The organism is Streptomyces yongxingensis, from assembly GCF_055597465.1.
Window position 1 is genome coordinate 1,983,947 of record NZ_CM145717.1, and the last position, 13,306, is coordinate 1,997,252.

A 13,306-nucleotide genomic window follows, 5' to 3' on the forward strand; every position below is an offset into this window, starting at 1 on the left:
ACTCGGCGGGCGCCCCGGCCGTCAGGCCCCGCGCGGCCGGGCGTCCAGGGCCCGCAGCGCCATGTCGGCGGCGCGCTCGAAGTAGCCGGGCTCCAGGGGCGCCCCACGGGCCGAGACCCGCCAGTAGACCAGCCCGCCGAGCAGATCGAGCGCCAGCTCGCGGTCGAGGTCCGGCGGCAGCTCACCGCGCTCGACCGCCCGGTCCAGCACACCGGTCATCCGGGCGCGCCGCGGCTCGCCGATGCAGCGGGCCAGGGCCTGGCTCAGCTCCTCGTCGCGCTGCGCCTCGGCGATCAGGTCGGGCAGGATGCGGGAGAACCGCGGATGGGTCAGCCAGTCGGCCACCGCGTGCAGCCCGGCCAGCACATCGCCGCGCAGGGATCCGGTGTCGGGCGGCTCGACCAGGGCGACGCTCAGTTCGGACACGACCGCGATGACCATCCGCTGCTTCGAGGGCCACCGCCGGTACAGGGCGCTCTTGCCCACCCCGGCCCGTTTGGCCACCGCCTCCATCGACAACCGGCCGTAGCCCTGCTCGGCGAGCTCGTCGAGGACGGCTTCGGAGATGGCCGCGGTCTTGTCCGCGCGCAGGGTGGCGGCGCCGCTCGGGGGGCGCCGGGTGAGCTCCGACATGGCTCCGAGATTAACAGATGGACGGGACGGTACCGTATCGTCCTATGTTGTGTGAACGGGACGGTACCGTCTCGTCCTGTCGATTGAGTCCTGTGGATTGAGGAGAGGTACGTCATGGACGACCGCGTCAAGGTGTTCGAGCGGGCGAAGGAGCTGCTGCTCGGCCACGACATGATGGGATTCGCTGATCTGTGGGCCGTGGACGGCACCATGGAGTTCCCCTTCGCCCCGCCCGGCCGGCCGCGCCTGCTGGAGGGGCGTGAGGCCGTGCGTGAGTACGTGCGGGACTACACCGACCACATCGATCTGCGCGCCGTCGCGCACGAGGTCGTCCATCTCACCGAGGACCCCGGCGTGCTGATCGTGGAGTTCTCCATGGACGCCGTGGCCGTCGGAACCGGCCGCCCGCTCCGCCCCGGTTACGTCGCCGTCATCACCGTCCGCGACGGCGAGATCGCCTCGTACCGTGACTACTGGAATCCGCTGATGCTCGACGAGACGAGCTTCGGTTCCGAGGAGGGCCGGACCCATGGCTGAACCCACCGTTCTGGTCCTCGGCGCCACCGGGAACACCGGCTCCAAGGTGCTGCGGATGGTGCGCGCGGAGGGCGCGCGGGCGCTGGCCGCCACCCGGCGGCCCGAGGTCGCGGCCGCGGCGGGCGTGACCGACGCCGTCCGGTTCGACTGGCACGACCCGGACGGCCACGCGGCGGCGCTGCGCGGCGTGGACCGGCTCTATCTCGTCGCGCCCCTGGGGGTGGCCGAGCCGCTGCCCGTGGTCGAGCCGTTCCTGAGGACCGCGGTCGCCCAGGGGGTACGGCGGGCGGTGCTGCTGAGCTCGTCCGCGGTCCCCGAGGCGGACACGGGTGTCGGCGCGCTGCACACGCTGGTGCGGCGGACCGTTCCCGAGTGGGCGGTGCTCCGGCCCTCCTGGTTCATGCAGAACTTCACCGGTGACCATCCGGTGGCCCAGGCCATCCGCGGCGACGGCGAGATCGTCACCGCCACCGGCGACGGCAGGGTGGCCTTCGTCGACGCGACGGACATCGCCGCCGTCGCCACCCGGGCCCTCCTGGACGACCGCCCGCACAACACGGACCACGTCATCACCGGCCCGGAGGCGCTCGGCTACGCGGAGGCGGCGCGCATCGTGACCGAGGTCTCCGGACGGCCGGTCCGCCATGTCGCCGTGCCGGCTGGGGTGTTGCGGGACCGGCTGAGCGCGACGGGGATGCCGCCGGAGTTCGCCGCGCTGCTCGCCGGGCTCGACGAGGACATCCGGCACGGCGCGGAGGACCGTACGACCGACACCGTCGAGCGGGTCACCGGGCGCGCTCCCCGCTCCTTCCGCGCCTTCGCCGAGGCGCACCGCGCCGCGTTCGCCCCGGAGTCCGCCGCCTGAGCGGCCTCGCTGAAGTCCGGTCCGGTTCGATCGCGCCCGAAGGGGCGCGGGGCTGTGCCGATGTGCGGCTCCGCCGCGTGGCCAGCCACGACGCGGCCGCGGATGAACGACCGCACCTCGCGGCAGTTCCCGCGGAGCGCTCAGCGGAACAGCACACCCGGGAGGCCGGGGCGGTCGACGGCCTCCTGGAGGGCGGCGCGCAGGGTGCGGCTGTCGGTGAGGGGGCCGCCGGGCCGGATCAGCCAGACATGGCCCTGCCGTACACAGCCGGGCCTGGGACAGCGCAGCACCCGGCCCGGCCCCGCCGCGGCCACCGCGCGGCGGCGGGCGTACGCCGTCCCGGCCAGCCAGACCTTCCACTCGGCCGCGGATCCGGGCGGCACGAGGAAGGAGAGCACATGGCTGGCGGTGGCCCGCATCACCGGCCCCGCCGCGTCGCGCCGCTGCAGCGCCTGGATCACCGCCGTGCCGATGTCGTCGCACATCCGCACCAGGTCGAAGACCGGGCCCACCGGCAGATCGGCGAGGCCGGTGCCGCTGGCCCACTGGAGCCGCACCCGCCCGGGGTCGTCGCTCGCGGCCAGCAGCCATTCGGCCGCGTCGGTCTCCACGGTGACCCGCATCCGGCGCTCCCCCCGCGCCCCCGCGTTCATGAGGTGGCCACCAGCGGCAGGGTGAACCACACCTTCTTCCCCCGGACTCCGGGATCGGGCGGCTCGGTGCCCCAGTCGGCCGCCAGGTCCTCGACGATGGCCAGCCCCCGTCCGGACTCCTCGGTGGGCTCCGGCTTGCGGGCGACCGGGATCACGGGCGAGCCGTCGGCCACCTCGACCCGCAGCTCACGGCCGAAGCGTTCCAGCGAGACGGTGATGGTGACGGTGTCGGCGGGGCCGGAGCTGCCGTGCTCCACGGCGTTGGCGAACAGTTCGTTGGTGGCGAGGACGACATGGTCCACGATCGCGCCGAGCCGCCAGTCGCGCAGATGTCCGGCGACCATCCGGCGCACCGCGGCGGCGCGGTCGGGGAGGGCGGGGAACTCCGCCCGGAAGAGCCGGCGGGTGTCCAGCGGGATCACCGTCCTCTCCCCTCCGGAGCAGGGGACGGGGATCGCCTCGGCGGCCGGGCCGTCGACCGGAGCGGTTCTCGGCGCGGCGGCCCGCCCGGTAACCGGATCGGTTCGCGGGCGGTCCGCGGAGACCGCGACGCCACGGCTCGTGCCCATCGTCTCCCCCTCCTCATCGGGCGACGCCGGCCGGTGCGACAGTCCTGGACAGGATCGGCTCACGGTGTCGGTCCTCACGGTCCTCGTCGGTCTGTGGGCTCTGATGGCATACGGGCACATGGGGTGATTGATGTCCCGGTGAGCGGGTAAGCGCATTCTGGCGACCGACGGCGTGGCATCTGAGCTGGTGACAGGTGGTGCGCACGCCCCACCCGACCCGCCTGGACCAGCTGCCACGGACGGAGACGGCCCGGTCGCGGTGAGTGCCGGTTACCGGCATGGTTCCTCCTTCGAAGGCAGCGCAAAGCGCCATCGGTCGCCGTTCATGTAGAAAAACGGTTGGACCGGCCGGTGGGCGAGAGGGCATGGGGGTTGTCCGGTTGTACGGGCGTAGTGGTTCGGGCTGTACGGTCCGGACGTGGCAAGCGTGAGCGAGGGCCGCGAGGGGCGGCCCGGCCCGGGGGAACGGTCCGGTGTGGACGGCAAACGGGTCCTGGTGACCGGGGGCTCCCGGGGGCTGGGTGAACAGATCGTACGGCTCCTGGCCGCCGGCGGGGCGCGGTTGGCCACGTGTGCGCGCACCCCGGAGCACCTGCGGTCCCTCGCGGCGGCCCTGAGCGCCGAGGGGCACGGAGAGCCGTTCACCCGTGCGCTGGACGTCACGGAGCCGGAGCTGCTGGAGCGGTTCGTGGATGCGGCGGCGGAACGTTTCAGCGGTCTTGACGGCGTGGTGGCCTGCGCCGGTGGCGCCCGCGGCCGCGGCATCGAGGACGCCGGTCCCCAGGACTGGTCGCTCACCTGGGAGCTGAACGTCGGCCATACGGCCCGGCTGGTGAAGGCCGCGGTGCCGCATCTGCGCCGGGCGGGCGGCGGCTCCGTGGTGGTGATCGCCTCCATCTCCGGCTGGAAGCCGGGGCCACAGGCGCAGTACGGGGCGGCCAAGGCCGCCCAGATCCATCTGGCGGCCTCACTCGCCCGTGAGCTGGGCCCGGACGGGATCCGGGTGAACGCCGTCTCCCCGGGGTCCATGCTGATCCCCGGGAAGCGGTGGGACCGGATGCGCACCGAAGAGCCCGAGGCGTACGCCCGGTTCACGGCGGAGCTGCCGCGCGGTGAACTGGTCACCCCGCGGGAGGTCGCCCAGGTCGTGGCGTTCCTGCTCTCGGACGCCTCGAGCGGGGTCTCCGGTGCGCATCTGCCCGTGGACCGAGCCCAGAACGCCCCCACGCCGGGAGGCTATTGACCCCCGGCGCTCCCCCGAGCGGAGGCGCTCCGGACACGCCACCGGCCGCCCACGTGGAGCGGCCGGAGACTCTTCACTCACGGCACCGGCGGGGCGGGGCCCCGAGGCCGGATGCCTCAGGCGGCCACGCCGAGCACGGTCCGGGAGCGCTGCTCGAATTCCCTGACCATGGGCTCCCCGCGGTGCGGCCGCAGCCGGGTGCGGAAGTCGCGCAGCGCCTGGATCGAGCGCTCGCTGTGCACCCCGCTGAGCGTGTCGAGTGCCTCGCCCGCGGTGCCCACGGCCTCGTCCAGCCGGTTCTGCTGGAGGTAGGCCGTGGCCAGCACGGATCTGCTGATGGCCTGGCGCCGGCGCCGGTCGGCGTTGGCGCGCACGGATTCGGTGGCGGCGGCCTCGGCGTCCGTGGCATTGCCCAGGTCACGGAAGCACAGCGCCGCCTCGGCGGCCAGATAGTGGTGGTCGAGGAAGCGCACCCAGGGTGACTCCTGCTCGGGGCCCTGGCTGGCCTCCAGTTGGGCGTCGGCCGCGCGCAGCGACTTGGACGCCTCCCGGGGCTGGCCCAGTGCGGCGTAGCCACGGGCGGCCATGGCGTGCAGCCGCATCAGCCCGAGCGGGCTTCCGGCGTGCTTGGCGGTGGCGACACCGACCCGGGCCAACTCGACCCCCGCCTCGGGCTGGCCCAGGTTGGTCGCCAGATGGGACAGGCCGGCCAGGATCTGACCGCCCAGGACCCGGTCGCCGCCCTCGGCACACAGCCGCAGCGCCTGGGTCATATAGCGCTGGGCCAAGCCGTATTCGGCGTTGTCATAGCTGCTCCAGCCGGCCATCGCGGCCAGCTTGGCGGCGGCGGTGAACAGCTGGCGCCGCTCCTGCGGTGGCGCGCCGCGCTGCTGGAGCATGGGGACGACCTCGGTCGACAGATAGAGCACGATGCTGGCGCGGACCTGGCCGCCGCCGAAGCGATTGTCCATCTCGTCGAACATGTTGATCGCCGCGTGGACCTGTTCGACGCGGCCGCCTTCGGCCGCGGGTGCGAGCCGGGCGGTGTCCTGGTTCTCGACCAGCCACAGCAGCCATTCGCGCTGTGGGGTCACCAGCGCGCCGGCGACGAAGGGCACCGCACCCAGCAGGCTGCGGCGGGATATGTCGGTGGAGCCGAGTTCGGCGAGCGTGTGCAAGGTTTCGCTTACGTCCTCCCGGTAGGCCAGCGCCCGGGCCACGACCGGGCGCTGTCGGTCGGAGATGAACCCCAGCTCGGCGGGGCCCACGGGCCTGCCGAGCCGGTGGGAGAGCACGGCGGCGATCAGCTCCGGCGTGGTGCCGCGCGGCTGTCCGCCTTGCAGCCAGCGGGTGACGGACGCCTTGTCGTAGTTCGACTCGCGCCCCTGCCTACGGCCCAGTTCATTGACCCTCAGGGCCAATGAGGAGTAGGAGCACCCGGATTCCTTCAGAGCGGCGGCCAACGCGCTGTTGACCACGGCGCCCTGGCGCCCGCTTACCGGCTGTGCGTGATGCGTCACCGTGACCGTCCCTGTGTCGAGCCACGGCGGTGTGCGGGATCCCCGTCGCTCGCCGCCCACCGGTCAGCCGGGGGCCTCAACGACGTTGTGGACATGGGTGGTTGGGAGCCCTCGCCATAGAGGGTGAGATGGGTCACGCGCTCACTATGCGTGGTGAAGCCGTCACCCCGCAACCTTCGTTCTGATAATTTCAAAGCGCTCGGCTCGCTCTGTCTGTGTCATCCATCGCGTGGCACACTGTGCAGGCATATGACAGCCATTCCTACGGGAGGCGGGACGTGAGCGAGGCACGGCCGGCCGGCGCCGCCCCCACCGTCTTGCGGAGAGTCCTGGGCAAGCGTCTGAGGCATCTGCGCGAGCGGGCGAAGGTGTCGTTCGAGGAAGCCGCGAAAGCCATCGAGGTCACCCCGTTGACCGTGCGCAGGATGGAAAAGGCGGAAGTCGGCCTCAAGATTCCGTATCTGAAGGAGCTGCTGCGGAACTACGGCGTCCGCGGCCCGGAGATGGAGGATTTCCTCGCTCTGGCACGCGAGGCCAACCAGCCGGGCTGGTGGCATCAGTTCCGCGATGTGCTTCCGGACTGGTTCAGTGTTTACGTCAGCCTCGAAAGTGAGGCCACCGTCATTCGCGCGTACGAGCCCCACTACGTCCCCGGGCTGCTCCAGACGGAGGACTACGCACGAGCGGTGCTACGCATGGGCTTCCCGCATGACACCGAGGAGGAGCTGGAGCGCCGGATCGCCCTGCGGGTCACGCGCCAGGGCCTGCTCACCAAGCCGGACGCGCCGACCATCTGGGCCATCCTGGACGAGACGGTGCTGCACCGCCCGGTCGGCGGCTCGCGGGTGATGCGCGACCAGATCGACCACCTCATCGACACCTTGGACGTCCCCAAGGTCAGGCTGCAGATCATGCGGTTCGCGGCGGGGCCGCACCCCGGGGCCTTCGGCCCCTTCCACTACTTCCGCTTCGGATTCTCCGAACTGCCGGACGTCGTCTACACCGAGAGCCTCACCGGGGCGGTCTATGTGGACAAGCCGGCCGAAGTCGTCGCCTATCTCGAGGTCCTGGACCGGATGGCGGTCCAGGCCGAGCCGATCGGCGACTCCAGCACCATCCTGGCCGAACTGCGTAAGGAGCACTGAGATGCACGACCCCGTCTACAGCGGAATGCCGGCCACGGACCTGGGCACGGAGGGCTGGGAGAAGCCCTGGAGCGGGTCCAACGGCGGCACCTGCATCGAGGCCAAGCGACTGCCGGACGGGCGGATCGCGCTGCGCCAGTCCACCGACCCGGCCGGGCCCGCGCTGATCTACACCCGCTCGGAGGTGGCCTCCTTCCTGGAGGCGGCGAAGGCCGGCGAAGCGGACTTCCTCATCTCCTAGGGTCCTTCTGACGGATCTCCGTGGAAGAAGGAGCGGCGTCCGGGGCGTGCTCTCGGCGTGCCGCGCGGAAGCCCTCGTAGCGGAGCTACTTGGGTTTTCGCGCGGTGCGGCGAGAGGGCGTGCCGGGCGTCGCGACGCCGCGGAGATCCGTCAGAAGGACCCTAGAGCGGGCCGCCCACGGTCGGCTCCCCGAAACTCCCCGAAAACCACTACGCCCGCACAACCGCACAACCCCGCACCGCACTCCCGTCCCCGCCGTCCCGCCACGCACACTGAAGACGCCGTGGCGGGCGGCGGTGTCGTCCCCCTTGCAGATGTGCAGAGCCCATGGGACCGACAGGATGCCGTCATGAACCTCGACCACGCGGTGACACAGCACCGCACCCTGATCGTCGAGGGCTGCGACGGAGTCGGCAGGGACGCGCTGCTGGCCGGTCTCGCCCGCCGGCACGGCTACACCGTCACCCGCGCCTCCCGCGAACTCCCCCATGTCGACCCGGTCCGGCCGTACCGCGAACTCCTCCAGCGCGACGGCGCGCTCGCGGTCGACGCCGGGCTGGTGGGCGAGCTGGTCTACGGGCCGCTGCGCCGTGGCCACTCCCGGGTGACATGGATTCAGGCGTTCGACTTCGCCGAGGCGGTGGCCGAGCGCGACGGCGCCTTCGTCCATGTGACCGCCCCGGTGCACGTGCTGGAGGACCGGCTGGCCGCGCGCGGCGCCTCGGCGGCGGCCCTCGCGGAGATCGACGCCGCGGTCACCGGCTATGACCACGCCTTTTCCACCCTCGCCGAGCACGCCCCGGTCCTCACCGTCGAGGAGCGGCCGGCCTCCGGCGGCGGTCCGGACCCGGATCCGGACCACGGTGAGGCGGCGCCGGAGCCCCCGGTGGCCTCGTTCGCCCGGCCCTTCCCGCGCATCCGGTCCCCCGTGCCGTTCGCCGAGCAGAGCTGAACTCCCCGGCACCGGCCCTAAGTTGGTGCCCCGAGAATCGCATCCGCACGGCAGGAGACTGGCGCTATGACAGACGGCTCGTCCACCCCCGACCAGCAGGCCCTGACCAAGATCGACACCACGGTGCCGCATTCGGCCCGGATCTGGAACTACTGGATGGGCGGCAAGGACAACTACGAGGTCGACCGGATCGCCGGTGACGAGTACCGGGAGGTCGCCCCGAACATCGAGACCATGGCCCGCGCCTCGCGCGCGTACCTCATCCGCGCCGTCACCCATGTGGCGGGCGAGTGCGGCATCCGGCAGTTCCTGGACATCGGCACCGGGCTGCCCACCTACGACAACACCCACCAGGTGGCCCAGCGGGTGGCACCCGAGGCCCGCATCGTCTACGTGGACAACGACCCCCTGGTGCTCCGGCACGCCCAGGCGCTGCTCACCAGCACCCGCGAGGGGGTGACCGACTACATCGACGCCGACCTGCACGAGCCCGAGCGGATCCTGGAGGCCGCGTCGAAGACGCTCGACTTCGACCGGCCCATCGCCCTGATGCTGATGGGCATCCTCGGCCACATCCAGAACTACGACGAGGCGGTGTCGATCGTACGGCGGCTGCAGGCCGCCTTACCGTCCGGCAGCTACTTCGTGCACTACGACAGCACCGACACCGACCAGGCGCTCAAGCAGGCACAGCAGGGCTACGACGATACCGGCGCCGTGCCGTACGTGCTGCGCAGCGTCGAGCAGATCAGCCGCTTCTACGAGGGTCTGGAGCTGATCGAGCCCGGTATCGTGTCGTGTCCGCTGTGGCGTCCGGCCCCCTCCGAGACGGACATCGAGACCACCGATGTCCACGGGGGCGTGGCGCGCAAGCCGTGACGGCGGTGACGACCAAACGAATGGTTCGGCCACCGGGGAGGTAACCCCCGCCCCCGTCGCGTCGTCAGACACGGCGCCGGGAAGCGAGGCGGAGGGACGCGCGGGTGTTCGAGGTCGGGGCCTGGAGAGTGCCCTCCGTCAAACGGCTGCTGCGGGCGTCGATCGCCGGTGCCCCCGCCGTCGTACGGCAGCGCCGCGGCCCCCAGGACGAGGCGCCGGGGCGGCCGCGGCACCTGGCCATCATCATGGACGGCAACGGCCGCTGGGCCGCCCTGCGCGGCCTCTCCCGGACCCGCGGCCATCAAGCGGGGGTCCTCGCGCTGCCGCGGGTGGTGGACACGGCCCTGGAGGAGGGCATCGAACACCTGTCGCTGTTCTTCTTCTCCACCGAGAACTGGAACCGGCCGCGCGGCGAGGTGGCCGCCCTGATGCGGCTCACCGCCCAGCTCGCGGACGTCTTCCGGGGCTACGGCGAGCGGGGGGTGCGGCTGCGCTGGCTGGGCTCGGAGGCCCGGCTCCCCCGGGCCACGCTGGCCGCGCTGCGCCGCGCGGAGGACGACACCCGCGACAACCGCGCCATGACGCTGGCCTTCTGCTTCAACCACGGCGGCCGGGAGGAGATCGCCCGCGCCGCCACCTCCCTGGCCCGCGCCTCGGCGGACGGCGCGCTGGACCCCGGGCTCATCGACGAGGCGCTGTTCACCCGCCATCTGCCGCACGCCGACCTGCCGGACATCGACATGCTGGTGCGCACCTCCGGGGAGCAGCGCATCTCCAACTTCATGCTCTGGCGGGCGGCCTACGCGGAGCTCTTCTTCGTGGACACCCTGTGGCCCGACTTCACCGGTGAGGAGCTCCGCGCGCTGCTGGCCGCGTTCGCCTCCCGGAAACGGCGCTTCGGTGCAGGGGTCGGCCCCGCCTGACGCGCCCGTCCCCTAGCGGATCTGGACGCCGGAGAGGGTGCGGGCGATGACCAGGCGCTGGATCTCGCTGGTGCCCTCAAAAATCGTGTAGATGGCGGCGTCGCGGTGCATCCGCTCGACCGGGTACTCGCGGGTGAAGCCGTTCCCGCCGAGGATCTGCACCGCCTGGGCGGTGACCTGCTTGGCGGTCTCACTGGCGAACAGCTTGGACATGGAGCCCTCGGCCGACTCGAAGGGCCGGCCGCTCACGGCCATCCACGACGCGCGCCACACCATCAGCCGCGCGGCGTCGATCCGTGTGCGCATGTCGGCGAGCTGGAAGGCGACGCCCTGGTTGTCGATGATGGGACGGCCGAACTGCTGCCGGGTCTTGGCGTAGTCGAGCGCGACCTCGTACGCGGCGCGGGCGGTGCCGACCGCCATGGCGCCGACGGCCGGGCGGGACGCCTCGAAGGTGGCCATGGCGGCGTTCTTCAGCCGCTCCCCGCCCGACTTGGCCCGCTCCCGGGCGCGCGCGAGGCGTTCGTCCAGCTTCTCCTTGCCCCCGAGCAGGCAGCTTCCGGGCACCCGCACCTGGTCGAGGACCACTTCGGCGGTGTGCGAGGCGCGGATGCCGTGCTTCTTGAACTTCTGACCCTGGGACAGCCCGGGGGTGCCGGGCGGGATGATGAACGAGGCGTGGCCCTTGGAGCCCAGGTCGGGGTCGACGACCGCGACCACCACATGGACGCCCGCGATACCGCCGTTGGTGGCCCAGGTCTTGGTGCCATTGAGCACCCATTCGTCCTTGGCCTCGTCGTAGACGGCACGGGTGCGCATCGAGCCGACGTCGGAGCCCGCGTCGGGCTCGGAGGAGCAGAAGGCGGCGACCTTCACATCGTCGGCGTCGCCGTACATCTGCGGGATCCAGGTGCCGATCTGCTCCTCGGTGCCGTTGGCGAGGACGCCGACGGCGGCGAGGCCGGTGCCGACGATGGACAGGGCTATCCCCGCGTCGCCCCAGAACAGCTCCTCCATGGTCATGGGGATGCCGAGGCCCGTGGGGTCGAAGTACTGCTGGGCGTAGAAGTCCAGGGAGTACAGGCCGATCTTGGCGGCCTCCTGGATAATCGGCCAGGGGGTCTCCTCGCGCTCGTCCCATTCGGCGGCGGCCGGGCGCATGACGTCCGCGGCGAAGCCGTGGATCCAGTCGCGCACCGCCTTCTGATCGTCGTCGAGCTCGAACGAGAACTCCGCCATGACCCCTCCACGTGCTTATTACCTGCGGTAACGGCAGTCTGTTACCGCCCAGTAGGCGATGTCAACTCCCCCGGGCACGCGGGCCCCGCGGCCCCCTCGGGTGTTACGTTGCGCTTCAGCGCGCAGCGCGATCGCGCCGGGAAGCGCGAGGCGCGAAGGCGCGAGTACGACATCGGGGGCGGGGAGGCAACGCATGCGGACCGGGACCAGCCAGCGGGACGACCAGCGGCAGACGGCCCAGCAGAGGCGCAAGGAGCTGCTGGAGGCCGCGGACCGGGTGGTGCTGCGCGACGGACCAGAAGCCTCGATGAACGCCATCGCCGCCGAAGCGGGCATCACCAAGCCCATTCTGTACCGCCACTTCGGTGACAAGGGCGGACTGTACCGCGCGCTCGCCAAACGCCACACCGACGCCCTGCTCGTCTCGCTGCGCGCGGCCCTGGACGCACCCGCCGACGACCGCAGGCAGCGCGTGGAGGCCACGCTGGACACCTATCTGGCGGCGATCGAGACGCGGCCCCAGGTGTACCGCTTCCTGATGCACCCGGCCGACCACGGCCAGCAGGAGCCGGAGCAGACCTTCGACGTGGGCCACCACTCCGCCCCGCTGCTGCGGCGGCTCGGCGAGGAGCTGGCCACGGTGATCGCCGAGCGAGTGGAGCTGGGCCCCGGCGGCGACGAGGTGGCCCGGGTCTGGGGCCATGGGATCGTCGGCATGATGCACGCGGCCGGTGACTGGTGGCTGCGCGACCGCCCCTGCGCACGCGGACAGTTGGTGCACCATCTCACCGATCTGCTGTGGGGGCGGCTGTCGCTGGCGGACGACCGGGGCGGCGCACCGGGCTTCTGAGGCCCCGGCAGCTCCCCGGGTCCGGCTCGCAGCCCGCCCGTATCCCGTTGTGGGTGTCCGCGGCGGATCGTGGCGCCTGCGGCGGGCCACGCGGCGGAGCCGCATATCGCTGCTGCCCCCTCCCCGCCCCTTCCCGGCACCTGACGATCTGCGGCTCCGCCGCGTGGGGGGCTCCGCCCCAGGGGCTGGGCTTCGCGCCCAGACCCCGGGCCAGGGGCGGAGCCCCTGCCACCCGGCGGAACCGCATCGATGCCGCGGGAAGGCGCGGCGAGCCCGCGTGGTCCGCCGGACGCCCCGCGGGCCCCTACGGCTCGCCAGCCCCGGCGCCGCCGGTCGGTGCCCAGGGGGCGCGGCGGATCGCGCGCAGCGCCCTGCGCCGCCGCAGCCCGGCGAGCCGGTCGATGAACAGTCCGCCGTCCAGATGGTCGCACTCGTGCTGCAGACAGCGCGCGAAGAAGCCCGTGCCCTCGATCCGCACCGGCTCCCCGGTCATCGTCACGCCCTCGATCACCACGTGGTCGTAAGCCGGGGTGCCCGCCTCGATGCCCGGCAGCGACAGACAGCCCTCCGGCCCGCGCACCGTCACCCCGTCGGCCGCGGCCGGCCGGGGGTTGACGACATGCCCCAGATGGCGGTGGTCCTCGTCGTCCGGGCAGTCGAAGACGAAGACCCGCAGCCCCACACCGATCTGATTGGCCGCGAGGCCCACCCCGTGGGCCGCGTACATCGTGGCGTACATGTCCTCGATCAGCAGGGCCAGCTCGGCGTCGAACGCGGTGACCTCCTCACACGGCGCGCGCAGCGCCGGATCGCCGAGGAGCCGCAGGGGCCGCACCGCTCCGCGGCTGCCCGGGATCACGCCATGTCGCATGGCAGCCAAGCCTACGGGGCCGGGGTGGTGTGCTTGCACGGGTGACGGAATTCGGGACAGCCGCCGGATCTCGATAGGCTTCTCTCCGACCGTGGCCTCCCGGCTGGCGATGCGGCGCGGAGGGGGCATACCACCGGCGCCTCGGGGGGCAGCAGCGGCGCCGGTATGCGAGGAGGATCGAGAAGA

General features: G+C 72.2%; 15 protein-coding genes. 9 read left to right on the forward strand and 6 right to left on the reverse strand.

Annotated features, from left to right (window positions below):
- Positions 1–21: 21 nt before the first annotated feature.
- The gene (locus ACZ6TD_RS07870) at positions 22–633 is read right to left on the reverse strand and encodes a TetR/AcrR family transcriptional regulator (protein WP_471351868.1); all 612 of its coding nucleotides are present in this window, start codon (positions 631–633) and stop codon (positions 22–24) included.
- Positions 634–747: 114 nt separating this feature from the next.
- Between ACZ6TD_RS07870 and ACZ6TD_RS07875 the strand changes: the two genes are divergently transcribed.
- Together ACZ6TD_RS07875 and ACZ6TD_RS07880 are read left to right on the forward strand one after the other, a co-directional pair.
- Positions 748–1,170: a nuclear transport factor 2 family protein gene (locus tag ACZ6TD_RS07875; protein WP_471351870.1), complete on the forward strand. Its 423-nt coding sequence runs from the start codon at positions 748–750 to the stop codon at positions 1,168–1,170.
- Positions 1,163–2,035 (forward strand): NmrA family NAD(P)-binding protein, encoded by an 873-nt coding sequence (locus ACZ6TD_RS07880; protein ID WP_471351871.1) that lies wholly within the window; start codon positions 1,163–1,165, stop codon positions 2,033–2,035. The genes ACZ6TD_RS07875 and ACZ6TD_RS07880 overlap by 8 nt, the downstream gene beginning before the upstream one ends.
- Positions 2,036–2,175: 140 nt before the next feature.
- Here ACZ6TD_RS07880 and ACZ6TD_RS07885 read toward each other — a convergent pair whose 3' ends face one another.
- Together ACZ6TD_RS07885 and ACZ6TD_RS07890 are read right to left on the reverse strand one after the other, a co-directional pair.
- Positions 2,176–2,658, reverse strand: coding sequence for a hypothetical protein (locus tag ACZ6TD_RS07885; protein WP_471351873.1), 483 nt, complete (start codon positions 2,656–2,658; stop codon positions 2,176–2,178).
- A gap of 26 nt (positions 2,659–2,684) precedes the next feature.
- Entirely contained in the window at positions 2,685–3,257 is a 573-nt protein-coding gene (locus ACZ6TD_RS07890) for an ATP-binding protein (protein ID WP_471351875.1), read from the reverse strand.
- 427 nt (positions 3,258–3,684) lie between these two features.
- Between ACZ6TD_RS07890 and ACZ6TD_RS07895 the strand changes: the two genes are divergently transcribed.
- Positions 3,685–4,500, forward strand: coding sequence for an SDR family NAD(P)-dependent oxidoreductase (locus ACZ6TD_RS07895; protein WP_471357547.1), 816 nt, complete (start codon positions 3,685–3,687; stop codon positions 4,498–4,500).
- A gap of 116 nt (positions 4,501–4,616) precedes the next feature.
- Here ACZ6TD_RS07895 and ACZ6TD_RS07900 read toward each other — a convergent pair whose 3' ends face one another.
- Positions 4,617–6,020, reverse strand: a complete 1,404-nt coding sequence (locus ACZ6TD_RS07900; protein WP_471351876.1) for a hypothetical protein — start codon at positions 6,018–6,020, stop codon at positions 4,617–4,619.
- 278 nt (positions 6,021–6,298) lie between these two features.
- Between ACZ6TD_RS07900 and ACZ6TD_RS07905 the strand changes: the two genes are divergently transcribed.
- The 5 genes from ACZ6TD_RS07905 to uppS all read left to right on the forward strand — a co-directional run bounded on the left by ACZ6TD_RS07905 (position 6,299) and on the right by uppS (position 10,160).
- Positions 6,299–7,165, forward strand: coding sequence for a helix-turn-helix domain-containing protein (locus ACZ6TD_RS07905; protein WP_471351878.1), 867 nt, complete (start codon positions 6,299–6,301; stop codon positions 7,163–7,165).
- Between the two features lies 1 nt (position 7,166).
- Positions 7,167–7,406, forward strand: a complete 240-nt coding sequence (locus ACZ6TD_RS07910) for a DUF397 domain-containing protein (protein WP_471351880.1) — start codon at positions 7,167–7,169, stop codon at positions 7,404–7,406.
- A gap of 349 nt (positions 7,407–7,755) precedes the next feature.
- A complete protein-coding gene (locus ACZ6TD_RS07915) occupies positions 7,756–8,358 on the forward strand; it encodes a hypothetical protein (protein WP_471351883.1) in 603 nt (200 codons plus the stop codon).
- A 66-nt stretch (positions 8,359–8,424) separates the two neighbouring features.
- Positions 8,425–9,237 (forward strand): SAM-dependent methyltransferase, encoded by an 813-nt coding sequence (locus tag ACZ6TD_RS07920; protein ID WP_471351886.1) that lies wholly within the window; start codon positions 8,425–8,427, stop codon positions 9,235–9,237.
- Positions 9,238–9,341: 104 nt separating this feature from the next.
- Positions 9,342–10,160 (forward strand): polyprenyl diphosphate synthase, encoded by an 819-nt coding sequence (gene uppS, locus ACZ6TD_RS07925; RefSeq protein ID WP_471351888.1) that lies wholly within the window; start codon positions 9,342–9,344, stop codon positions 10,158–10,160.
- 12 nt (positions 10,161–10,172) lie between these two features.
- Here uppS and ACZ6TD_RS07930 read toward each other — a convergent pair whose 3' ends face one another.
- Positions 10,173–11,399: an acyl-CoA dehydrogenase family protein gene (locus tag ACZ6TD_RS07930; RefSeq protein ID WP_210946463.1), complete on the reverse strand. Its 1,227-nt coding sequence runs from the start codon at positions 11,397–11,399 to the stop codon at positions 10,173–10,175.
- Positions 11,400–11,592: 193 nt separating this feature from the next.
- Here ACZ6TD_RS07930 and ACZ6TD_RS07935 point away from each other — a divergent pair, with 193 nt between their 5' ends.
- The gene (locus ACZ6TD_RS07935; RefSeq protein ID WP_471351892.1) at positions 11,593–12,249 is read left to right on the forward strand and encodes a TetR/AcrR family transcriptional regulator; all 657 of its coding nucleotides are present in this window, start codon (positions 11,593–11,595) and stop codon (positions 12,247–12,249) included.
- 304 nt (positions 12,250–12,553) lie between these two features.
- Here the strand turns inward: ACZ6TD_RS07935 and def are convergent, their stop codons facing one another.
- Positions 12,554–13,120, reverse strand: a complete 567-nt coding sequence (gene def / locus ACZ6TD_RS07940; protein ID WP_471351894.1) for a peptide deformylase — start codon at positions 13,118–13,120, stop codon at positions 12,554–12,556.
- Positions 13,121–13,306: the final 186 nt, after the last annotated feature.

Coding starts and splice junctions, on each gene's coding strand:
- ACZ6TD_RS07880 (WP_471351871.1), top strand. CDS start 1,163: ATGGCTGAACCCACCGTTCTGGTCCTCGGCGCCACCGGGAACACCGGC.
- ACZ6TD_RS07890 (WP_471351875.1), bottom strand. CDS start 3,257: ATGGGCACGAGCCGTGGCGTCGCGGTCTCCGCGGACCGCCCGCGAACC.
- ACZ6TD_RS07910 (WP_471351880.1), top strand. CDS start 7,167: ATGCACGACCCCGTCTACAGCGGAATGCCGGCCACGGACCTGGGCACG.
- ACZ6TD_RS07915 (WP_471351883.1), top strand. CDS start 7,756: ATGAACCTCGACCACGCGGTGACACAGCACCGCACCCTGATCGTCGAG.
- ACZ6TD_RS07870 (WP_471351868.1), bottom strand. CDS start 633: ATGTCGGAGCTCACCCGGCGCCCCCCGAGCGGCGCCGCCACCCTGCGC.
- ACZ6TD_RS07930 (WP_210946463.1), bottom strand. CDS start 11,399: ATGGCGGAGTTCTCGTTCGAGCTCGACGACGATCAGAAGGCGGTGCGC.
- ACZ6TD_RS07875 (WP_471351870.1), top strand. CDS start 748: ATGGACGACCGCGTCAAGGTGTTCGAGCGGGCGAAGGAGCTGCTGCTC.
- def (WP_471351894.1), bottom strand. CDS start 13,120: ATGCGACATGGCGTGATCCCGGGCAGCCGCGGAGCGGTGCGGCCCCTG.
- ACZ6TD_RS07885 (WP_471351873.1), bottom strand. CDS start 2,658: ATGCGGGTCACCGTGGAGACCGACGCGGCCGAATGGCTGCTGGCCGCG.
- ACZ6TD_RS07935 (WP_471351892.1), top strand. CDS start 11,593: ATGCGGACCGGGACCAGCCAGCGGGACGACCAGCGGCAGACGGCCCAG.
- ACZ6TD_RS07920 (WP_471351886.1), top strand. CDS start 8,425: ATGACAGACGGCTCGTCCACCCCCGACCAGCAGGCCCTGACCAAGATC.